The sequence below is a fragment of the Clostridia bacterium genome (assembly GCA_019683875.1).
Classification (GTDB): domain Bacteria; phylum Bacillota; class Sulfobacillia; order RBS10-35; family Bu92; genus Bu92.
In genome coordinates, this window is the sequence record JADGHN010000004.1 from 24,658 (window position 1) to 32,170 (window position 7,513).

6 protein-coding genes, 4 tRNA genes and 1 pseudogene are annotated in these 7,513 nt (G+C 69.9%); all 11 read left to right on the plus strand.

Annotated elements, in window-relative coordinates; translation table 11 throughout:
• The first annotated feature begins 5 nt into the window (after positions 1-5).
• Positions 6-1,118 carry a TRAM domain-containing protein gene (locus IRZ18_00710; protein ID MBX5475634.1) on the plus strand — a complete coding sequence of 371 codons (1,113 nt, stop codon included), beginning with the start codon at positions 6-8 and terminating at the stop codon, positions 1,116-1,118.
• Positions 1,114-1,821, plus strand: a pseudogene (gene ispD, locus IRZ18_00715) (2-C-methyl-D-erythritol 4-phosphate cytidylyltransferase). Before IRZ18_00710 ends, ispD begins: the two are co-directional and overlap by 5 nt.
• A complete protein-coding gene (locus tag IRZ18_00720; GenBank protein MBX5475635.1) occupies positions 1,822-2,349 on the plus strand; it encodes a 2-C-methyl-D-erythritol 2,4-cyclodiphosphate synthase in 528 nt (175 codons plus the stop codon). It begins immediately after the preceding pseudogene.
• Positions 2,350-2,403: 54 nt separating this feature from the next.
• Positions 2,404-3,861: a cysteine--tRNA ligase gene (locus IRZ18_00725; GenBank protein ID MBX5475636.1), complete on the plus strand. Its 1,458-nt coding sequence runs from the start codon at positions 2,404-2,406 to the stop codon at positions 3,859-3,861.
• 140 nt (positions 3,862-4,001) lie between these two features.
• Positions 4,002-4,730 (plus strand): 23S rRNA (guanosine(2251)-2'-O)-methyltransferase RlmB, encoded by a 729-nt coding sequence (gene rlmB, locus IRZ18_00730; protein ID MBX5475637.1) that lies wholly within the window; start codon positions 4,002-4,004, stop codon positions 4,728-4,730.
• Between the two features lie 95 nt (positions 4,731-4,825).
• Entirely contained in the window at positions 4,826-5,479 is a 654-nt protein-coding gene (sigH, locus tag IRZ18_00735; GenBank protein MBX5475638.1) for an RNA polymerase sporulation sigma factor SigH, read from the plus strand.
• Position 5,480: 1 nt separating this feature from the next.
• A complete protein-coding gene (locus tag IRZ18_00740; protein MBX5475639.1) occupies positions 5,481-6,728 on the plus strand; it encodes a sodium:proton antiporter in 1,248 nt (415 codons plus the stop codon).
• A gap of 71 nt (positions 6,729-6,799) precedes the next feature.
• A tRNA-Thr gene (locus IRZ18_00745) sits at positions 6,800-6,874 on the plus strand.
• A 15-nt stretch (positions 6,875-6,889) separates the two neighbouring features.
• Positions 6,890-6,974: transfer RNA gene (locus tag IRZ18_00750), tRNA-Tyr, on the plus strand.
• Positions 6,975-7,002: 28 nt separating this feature from the next.
• Positions 7,003-7,079: transfer RNA gene (locus IRZ18_00755), tRNA-Met, on the plus strand.
• Between the two features lie 75 nt (positions 7,080-7,154).
• Positions 7,155-7,230 (plus strand) — tRNA-Thr (locus IRZ18_00760).
• Positions 7,231-7,513 lie beyond the last annotated feature (283 nt).

The following is a 7,513-nucleotide window of genomic DNA, read 5'->3' on the forward strand; positions in this document are numbered from 1 at the left end:
GGCGGGTGAACCGCGTCATCCGAATCCTCGTGGCCGCGCTGGGCGGCGTCGCCGGCTACTACCTCAGCATCGAGTGGCTCTACGTCTTCCCCGCATTGGGCGTCACGTTCAACACGTGGGAGGTCGCCGGGTTCGTCGCGCTGCTGACGATCGCCGGCTTCGCCGCGTTCTACGCGCTCGCGCCGGCGATCACCGACGGCATCGTCCAGCTCACGCGCTGGCTGGAGGCGCGCCTGTTCCGCATACCCGCAGGGGAGATGGCGTTCGGGGCCTTGGGCGTCGTGTTTGGACTCATCATGGCTTTTCTACTCGGCCCCTCGCTCGCCAAGATCCCGACGGTCGGCAACTACCTTCCCGCCATCACGAGCTTCTTCCTTGGATACCTGGGGTGGACCGTCGCCGTAAGGAAGAGAGAGGACCTCATGCAACTCCTGCCGCTGGCGAGGCTGCGCGACGGCGTGACGGCCGCCGCGGCGACCAAAGCCGCGAGCGACTCGGCCGAGGCCGTCGCGTACAAGGTCCTCGACACCAGCGCGATCATCGACGGGCGCATCGTCGACCTCTGCCGCACCGGCTTCCTTGAGGGCGTGCTTGTCGTGCCGCAGTTCGTGCTCGACGAGCTCCGCCACATCGCCGACTCGTCCGACCCGCTCCGGCGCAACCGGGGCCGGCGCGGGCTGGACGTCCTGAACACGCTGCAGAGCGAGCTGCAGATGCCGGTTATCATCGACGAGCGCGAGATCAAGGGCGCCGACGAGGTCGACACCAAGCTTCTCCTCCTCGCGCGAGAGATCGGCGGCAAGGTGCTCACGAACGACTTCAACCTGAGCAAGGTCGCGCAGGTGCAGGGCGTGCCGGTGCTCAACATCAACGAACTGGCGAACGCCCTGAAGCCCGTGGTGCTGCCCGGCGAGGGCATGACGGTGCAGATCCTGCGCGAAGGCAAGGAGCCGGGCCAGGGCGTGGGCTTCCTGGACGACGGCACCATGGTCGTCGTCGACGGCGGCAAGCGCCACGTCGGCGAGACGATCGACGTGGAGGTCACCAGCGTGCTGCAGACCAACGCCGGCCGCATGATCTTCGCGAAGGCCCGGCAAGCGGTGGCGCACGCCAATTAGCGCGTGGGCCATCGTCCCCGGCGCCGGGCGGGGCCGCCGGCTCGGCGCCGGGGAGGCGAAGGCGTGGGTGTCCGTCGGCGGCCGCCCGCTGGCCGCGTACGCCGTCGCGGCGCTCGCGCGGCATCCGCGCGTGGAGGGTATGGTCTTCGCCGCGCCCGCGGGACAACTGGACGCGGCGCGCCGGGTGCTTGAGCCGCACGCGGGCGGAGCCGAGTTCCGCGTGGTGGAGGGCGGCGCGGAGCGGGCGGACACGGTGCGCCAGGCGCTGGAGGCCGTGCCCAAGGAGGCCGAACTCGTCCTCGTCCACGACGCGGCGCGTCCGTTCCTGCCCGCGGACGTCGTCGACCGCGTCCTCGAGGCCGCGAGGCGTGCCGGCGCGGCGGCGCCCGTGCTGCCGGTGGTGGACACCGTCGCGGAGTCGGACGGCCGCCGCATGGTGGGGGCGCTCGCCCGGGACCGTCTCGCCGCCGTCCAGACGCCCCAGGCCTTCCGGGCGAGCCTCCTGCGGGCGGCGCACGGGTGGGCGGCGGCGTCGCGCGTCACGGTCACCGACGACGCCGGTCTCGTCTATCGATATCTGCATCAGGCCAGCGCGCCGGAAGCCGAGGAATGGCGCGCGGCGGGAGCCGAGGTGGCGCTCGTGCCGGGGGATCCCGCGCTGCGAAAGGTGACGTCGCCCGAGGATCTCGCCTGGGCGCGGGAGATGGCCGGCGAGCCGCCCGAAGGGTTCGACGTGCGCGTCGGCTTCGGCATCGACGTGCACCGCTTCGCCGAGGGGCGGCGCCTGGTCCTGGGCGGCGTGGAGATCCCGCACGACCGGGGCCTTCTCGGCCACTCCGACGCGGATGTCGTGACGCACGCGATCATGGACGCGCTGCTCGGGGCGGCGGCGCTGGGCGACATCGGCCTGCACTTCCCCGACTCCGACGCGGCGTACGCGGGGGCTGACAGCCTCGCGCTGCTCTCGCGGGTGCGCCGCCTCGTCGAGGCGGAAGGATGGTCCGTCCGCCACGTCGACGTGATGGTGCTGGCCGAGGAACCGCGCCTGCGCCCGCACGTCGAGGCGATGCGACGCCGCCTGGCGGACGCGCTCGGCGTCGCCCCGGAGCGCGTCAGCGTGAAGGCGACCACCACCGAGGGCCTCGGCGCCGTCGGCCGCGCGGAGGGCATCCGCGCGGAGGCCGTCGCCACCCTCATCCGCTGGCATGCGCGTGGTAAACTAGGCTCCTGAACGCCGCGGAGCGGGCGCTCCGGCGGTTTCATCATTTGGAAGAGGCGTGGTCGCATGACGGAGCTCCGACTGTACAACACGCTGACGCGACGCGTGGAACCGTTCGTGCCGAGAGAACCGGGCCGGGCGACGATGTACACGTGCGGCCCCACCGTCTACGACTACACGCACATCGGCCACCTGCGTCCGGCGCTCGTCAGCGACGTGCTCGCCCGCTGGCTGCGCCGGCTCGGCTACGAGGTCCGCTACATCTCGAACTTCACCGACATCGACGACAAAATCATCGAACGGGCCCAGCGGGAAGGCGTCGGCTACCGGGACGTGGCGGAGCGCTACATCGCGGACTACCTTGAGAACATGCGGGCGCTGGGCATCGACCAGGTCGACCGCTACGTCCGCGCCACCGACCACATCCCGCAGATCGTCCGCATGATCGAAACGCTCGTCGAGAAGGGCTACGCCTACCCGCTCGACGGCGACGTCTACTTCGACGTCACACGGGACGAGGACTACGGCAAGCTCAGCGGCCGCTCGCTGGACCAGATGATGGCGGGCGCCCGGGTGAAGGTCGACGAGCGCAAGCGCAACCCGATGGACTTCGCCCTGTGGAAGGCCGCGAAGCCGGGGGAGCCGGCGTGGCCCAGCCCCTGGGGGCCCGGCCGCCCGGGTTGGCACATCGAGTGCTCGGCGATGACCCTCGAGTACCTCGGCTCGGGCCTGGACATCCACGCCGGCGGCGACGACCTCATCTTCCCGCACCATGAGAACGAGATCGCGCAGTCGGAGTGCTTCACCGGCGAGGCGCCGTTCGCGCGCTACTGGCTGCACAACGCCATGGTGCAGATCAACGAGGAGAAGATGTCGAAGTCGCTCGGCAACATCGTCGCGCTGCGCGACCTCGTCCGGCGGCACCCGGCGCCGGTGCTGCGCATGTTCATCCTCTCCACGCACTACAGAAAGCCACTCAATTACTCCGAGGCGGCGATTGAAGAGGCCCGGCGGGCGTGGGAGCGTCTGGCGAACGCGCGGGCCGCGGTCGCGGCGGCCCTCGCGGAGGGGGCGGCGCCGGCCGGCTCCGCGGCGTCCGGCGAGGGCGAGGCGGACCTCGGGCGGGCGGCGGCGGAGGCCCGGGAGGCGTTCGCGGCCGCCATGAACGACGATCTCAACACGCCGCTGGCCCTGGCCGCGCTGTTCGAGCTGGCGCGCGCCGCGAACAGCGCGCTCGTCGCCCCGGGAGCGCCGGGCGCGGCGCCGGAGGATCTGCGCGCCGCCCTGTCGGCGTTCGACGAGCTCGGCGACGTCCTCGGCCTCTGGACAGGCGCCGGCACCACCGCGGCCGCCTCGCGCGACGGGGTGGCCGACCGTCTCGTGGAGATTCTCGTGCGGCTGCGCGCGGAGGCGCGCGCCGCACGCGACTGGTCGCTCGCGGACCGCATCCGCGAGGATCTGGCATCTGTGGGCGTGGTGCTGGAAGACCTGCCGCAGGGCACGCGCTGGAAGTGGCAGGCGTGACGCCGCCGCACGGCTCCCGAGGCGCGCGCCCGGGCGACGCGCCCGCGCGGCGCGGCGGCCGCGGTCCCGGGCCAGGCGGGACGCGCGGCGGGAGCCCCTGGCGGGCGGCACGGCGCGCGCAGGCCGCAGGTGCGCGGGAAATCGCCGTGCCGGGCCGCCATCCGGCGGAAGAGGCCCTCGCCAGCGGCCGCGCGCGCCGGCTCCTCGTGGCGGAGGGCCAGCGGAACGCTCGCCTGCGGGCGCTGGTCGAGCGGGCCGAATCCGCCGGAGTGGCCGTGGAGACGGTGCCGCCCGCCGAGCTCGACCGCCTCTCCGGCGGCGCCCGCCACCAGGGGGTCGTGGCGCTCGCGGAACCCTATCCCACGGTCGACGTCGACGCGATGCTCGACCTCGCCCGCCGGCGCGGCGAGGCGGCGCTGCTGGTCGTCGCCGCGGGCGTCGAGGATCCGCGCAACCTGGGCGCCATCGCGCGCAGCGCCGAAGGCGCCGGTGCCCACGGGCTCGTCCTTCCCGCGCGCCGCGCCGCGCCGCTCTCCCCCGCCGCGGCCAAGGCGGCCGCCGGCGCGCTGGAGCACCTGCCCGTCGCGGTCGTGGCGAACGTGGCGCGCACGCTGGCTAACTTGAAGAAGCGCGGCATATGGGTCTACGGGACGGACGCCGCGGCCCCGAAGATCTACTGGGAGGTCGACTGGACCGCGCCCGTGGCGCTGGTGATCGGAAACGAGGGCGAGGGGTTGTCGCGTCTCGTGCGCGAGTCTTGTGACGAACTTGTACGCATACCCATGAACGGGCGGGTCTCGTCCTTGAATGCGTCATCAGCGGCCGCGGTTCTCTTATATGAGGTTGTGCGACAGCGCTCGTCACGTTGACCCAAGCTTCGGCTTTGTCCTATACTAGCGCCGCTGTTGAACGTTTGAGACACGCTTCGGAGCCCAGCGGGATCAGGAGGCGGTGCCGGGTGGCGGTGAACCCGAACGTCCAGTTGTACGGCGGCTTCGAGGATCTCGCCGACGAAGACGTGGTCGCGGCGGCACGCGAAGGGGATACCCTGGCTCTGGAGTATCTCATCACGAAGTACAAGAACTTCGTGCGCGCCAAGGCCCGCTCGTACTTCCTCATCGGCGCCGACCGGGAAGACATCATCCAGGAAGGCATGATCGGCCTCTACAAGGCCATCCGGGACTTCCGCAGCGACAAGCTTTCCTCGTTCCGCGCGTTCGCGGAGCTGTGCATCACCCGCCAGATCATCACCGCGATCAAGACGGCGACGCGCCAGAAGCACATCCCGCTCAACTCGTACGTCTCGCTCAACAAGCCCATCTACGACGAAGACTCCGACCGCACCCTGCTCGACGTCATCTCGGGCGCGAAGGTGAGCGATCCGGAAGACCTCGTCATCAGCCGCGAGGAATTCGGCGACATCGAGCAAAAGATGGGCGAAATCCTGAGCGACCTCGAATGGCGGGTCCTCATGGCCTACCTCGACGGCAAGTCGTACCAGGAGATCGCCGACAGCCTCGAGCGCCACGTGAAGTCCATTGACAACGCCCTCCAGCGCGTGAAGCGCAAGCTGGAGCGCTACCTGGAAACGCGCCGCCTGGACGACTCGGCGAAGTAGGATGAGCGGCGCGGCCGAGCACGTTCTCTTCCAAGTCGGCCTGCTCTTCCTCGCCGGTTTGGCCGCAGGGAAGGTCGCCGACTGGCTCCGCGTCCCCGACATCGTCCTCTACCTCCTGGCGGGGATCGCGCTCGGACCGGCGGCGCTCGGCTGGATCGACATTCCCGGAGAGTCCACGACAAGCGCGCTGATTCTCGTCTTCGGCGCCGCGTTCATGCTGTATGAGGGCGGGCGCGAGGTCGACCTGCGCGTCCTGAGCCAGGTGTGGCGCACGGTGACGCTGCTTTCGACGACCGGCGTCCTCGTGACGGCCCTGCCCGTGGCGCTCGCCGCGGCGTGGCTTCTCCACCTCCCGTTCCTCGTCGCGTTCCTTCTGGCCGCCGTCCTCGCACCGACGGATCCGGCCACGATCATCCCGATCTTTCAACAGGTCCGGCTCGTGCCGCGGCTCGCCCAGACGGCCCAGTCTGAATCGGCGTTCAACGACGCGACCGGCTCCGTGCTCGTCGTCAGCCTCCTCGCCGTGCTGTCGGCCGGCGGCCTCTCCGCCGGAGACATCGCGACCAAGTTCCTGCTGCTCATCGGCGGCGGGATCGGGGTGGGCCTGCTCGTCGGGTTCGTCGCGTCGGCGCTGATCGCCCACGGCAGCCGCATCCCCCGCGTCTTCGGGGACCACGAGACCGGCTCCGTGATGTCGCTCGTGATCATCATCGGCGCGTATCTCCTGGCAGAAGCCGTCGGGGCCAGCGGCTTCATGGCCGTGTTCGTCGCCGGCATCGTCAACGGCAACAAGCCCTCCTTCGGCCTCCGCGTGGAGGACGAGCACGAGCGCGTCCACCGGACCTTCTTCAGCGTCAACGCGCTGATCATGCGCATGTTGATCTTCATCCTGCTCGGCACGCACGTGGACTTCCGCGTCCTGGCGCGCCACGCCTGGCCGCTCCTCGGCGTGATGGTCGTCTTCATGTTCGTCGCGCGACCGCTGACGGTGCTGTTGAGCGCCGGCCTCGACCGCGCCGTGCGCTGGACGCGGAACGAGCTGCTGTTTCTCATGTGGGTGCGCGAGACCGGCGTCATCCCGGCGGCCATGGCGGGCATCCTCATGGCGGAGCGCGTGCCGCACGCGGAGCTCATCCAGGCTGCCGTCTTCGCGGCGATCCTGTCGACGCTTCTCTTGCAGGCGTCGACGACGGCCTGGGTGGCGCGACGCCTCGGCGTGCTCGAAGACGCGGATGCGGCGAGCGCGTGAAATCGGTTGCGTCGCGAAACGGCCGTGTGCTATAGTATCGACTGCGATTGCGGAGCGGCGCGCTTGAACAGGCTGGCGTAGCTCAATGGCAGAGCATCCGCCTTGTAAGCGGAAGGTTGTCGGTTCAAGTCCGTCCGCCAGCTCCAAGATGGCTTACACACGGAGAGGTACCGAAGTGGCCAAACGGGGCGGTCTGTAAAACCGTTGGGTCTCCCTTCGGAGGTTCGAATCCTCCCCTCTCCACCAAAAGTTTGAGAGATTTCCAGCTTTATACCGCGGGGTAGAGCAGCCAGGTAGCTCGTCGGGCTCATAACCCGGAGGTCGCAGGTTCAAATCCTGCCCCCGCAACCAAATTTGGCGCCGGCACGCGGGTGCCGGCGCGTTTTGCGAAGCGCGCCGCGGGCGTGGACGCCGAACGGTTTGCGGGCTGCCGTAGCTCAGTCGGCAGAGCATCTCCATGGTAAGGAGAAGGTCGCCGGTTCGATTCCGGCCGGCAGCTCCAGTCTTTTGAGGAACGGCGCTCGGTTGGGGCGCCGTTTCCTTGTGCGCGCGCGTTCGTGGAAGTCCATTGCCCCGCGGACAGGGATTGGCTAGAATAAATGCGCTTGCCGTCCGGCAGGCTTTTTTGGCGCGCCTGGACGGCGTCGGAATTCGCCGCGCGCGCGGCACACTTTCCTCGTAAAGGCGGGGGGCGAAGGCCAATGGCCAAGCAGAAGTTTGAGCGCACAAAGCCGCACGTGAACATCGGGACGATCGGTCACGTGGACCACGGGAAGACGACGTTG

Bases quoted from the DNA above. Each gene is read 5' to 3' on its own strand.
- IRZ18_00740 (MBX5475639.1), top strand. From the start codon at position 5,481: ATGAGCGGCGCGGCCGAGCACGTTCTCTTCCAAGTCGGCCTGCTCTTC.
- IRZ18_00725 (MBX5475636.1), top strand. From the start codon at position 2,404: ATGACGGAGCTCCGACTGTACAACACGCTGACGCGACGCGTGGAACCG.
- IRZ18_00720 (MBX5475635.1), top strand. From the start codon at position 1,822: ATGGCCGGCGAGCCGCCCGAAGGGTTCGACGTGCGCGTCGGCTTCGGC.